The organism is Protofrankia sp. Cr1 (assembly GCF_963555865.1).
GTDB lineage: Bacteria > Actinomycetota > Actinomycetes > Frankiales > Frankiaceae > Protofrankia.
In genome coordinates, this window is record NZ_CAUVXO010000062.1 from 17,025 (window position 1) to 19,022 (window position 1,998).

General features: G+C 73.1%; 1 protein-coding gene and 1 pseudogene. Both read left to right on the forward strand.

The genetic code is table 11. The features are described 5' to 3' along the window. Window positions 1–15 precede the first annotated feature (15 nt). Window positions 16–1,323: a dihydroorotase gene (locus U9980_RS08180; protein WP_322767383.1), complete on the forward strand. Its 1,308-nt coding sequence runs from the start codon at window positions 16–18 to the stop codon at window positions 1,321–1,323. Then, window positions 1,320–1,998, forward strand: a pseudogene (locus U9980_RS08185) (hypothetical protein); the annotation flags it as partial. The gene U9980_RS08180 and the pseudogene U9980_RS08185, both read left to right, overlap by 4 nt.

Below are 1,998 nucleotides of genomic sequence, written 5' to 3' on the forward strand. Positions count from 1 at the left end.
AACGCACGCTGGCTCCTGCGCGGCGTGCGGCCGCTGGGCGCCGCCGCGGTCGACATGCTCCTGGCTGGTCCGGTGATCGTCGAGGTCGGGCCGGGCCTGAGCGCGCCCGGCGCCAACGTCCTCGACGCGGACGGCCTGATCGCCCTGCCCGGATTGGTCGACCTGCATACCCATCTGCGCGAACCGGGTCGGGAGGACGCCGAGACCGTCGCCTCGGGTACCCGGGCGGCGGCACTGGGCGGTTTCACCACCGTGTTCGCGATGGCCAACACCGAGCCGGTCGCGGACACCGCCGGGGTGGTGGAACAGGTCTGGCGGCTCGGCCAGGCCGCCGGGCACTGTGACGTCTGCCCGGTCGGCGCGGTCACCGAGGGGCTGCGCGGTGCCCGGCTCGCCGAACTGGGCGCGATGGCCTCGTCGGCGGCGGCCGTGCGGGTGTTCTCCGACGACGGCAACTGTGTGTCCGACGCGGTGCTGATGCGCCGGGCGCTGGAGTATGTCAAGGCATTTGACGGGGTGATCGCCCAGCACGCTCAGGAGCCCCGGCTGACCGAGGGCGCGCAGATGAACGAGGGCGCGGTGTCTGCGCGGCTCGGTCTGCCCGGGTGGCCGGCCGCAGCCGAGGAGGCGGTCATCGCCCGGGATGCGCTGCTGGCCGGCCATGTCGGCTCGCGGCTGCATGTCTGTCACGTCTCGACCGCGGGCTCGGTGGAGATCCTGCGTTGGGCGAAATCCAAGGGCTGGCGGGTCACGGCCGAGGTCACCCCGCACCATCTGCTGCTCACCGACGAGCTGGCCACGTCCTACGACCCGGTGTACAAGGTCAATCCACCGCTGCGGACCGCCACCGACGTCGAGGCGCTGCGGGCCGGGCTCGCCGACGGCACAATCGACTGCATCGCGACCGATCACGCCCCCCACGCCCCGCAGGACAAGGAGACGGAGTGGGCCGCCGCCCGTCCCGGGATGCTCGGTCTGGAGACCGCGCTGTCGATTGCGATCATGACCATGGTGGAAACGGGACTGCTGGACTGGGCTGGACTCGCCGACCGGATGGCGGGAACCCCGGCTCGGATCGGCGGCCTGCCCGCAGGCCACAGTCCCCGGAGCACTGACGGGTCGCGGGACATGGCCGGGGTGCTGTCCGCGGGAGCCGCGGCGAACGTCGTCCTGGTCGATCCGGCGGCCCGCTGGACGGTGGATCCCGCCACATTTGCCAGCCGTAGTCGTAACACCCCCTACGCCGGCCGCAAGCTGCCTGGACGCGTCCAGGCCACGTTTTTGCGGGGGCGTCCCACCGTGCTCGACGGGAAGATCGTATGACCGACCATCTCACCTTCACCGCCTCGCTCGCCGCCGCCGCGGACGGTATCGCCGCGGCGGCGCCGCAACGCGGTCCCGACCGCCTGGGCCTGCACCTGCTGTTCGCCTTCGGCTGCTTGTTGCTGTTCGTGGCCGCGGTCGGCGGGATGCGCCGAACCTGGCGCCGTCGGGCCGAACGGCAGGAGGAGGACCTTCCCGACCTGCCGGCGGTTCCCGGCGAGACCGGCACCGTCCTCGCCGCGCCGCTCAAGGGCCTCTACCTGGGGACGGTGGACGCCGGGCACTGGCTTGACCGGATCACAGCCCGCGGGCTCGGTGGACGCGCGGACGCGTACGTGACCGTCTACGAGGGCGGGATTCAGGTGGACCGCACCGGCAGCGAGCCGTTCTGGATTGCGCGGGACGCCGTCCGCGGTGCCCGTTTGGAGCGGGCGCACGCCGGAAAGGTCGCGGGCGCCGGGCGCATCATCGTCCTGGCCTGGTCGTTGGGCGCCCACGAGCTGGAGACCGGCCTGCGCGGGGACGACCGAGCGCGCCAGCCCAAGGTGGTCCGGGCGGTGCACGGCCTGATCGGGCCGGCGCCGGGACCCACTGACGGTGAGATCACCAGGCCACGGCCGATGGGCCGGGCGGTGTCGCGCCTGCGCCCGCGAGCGGCCGGCCAGGCGGCCCAGA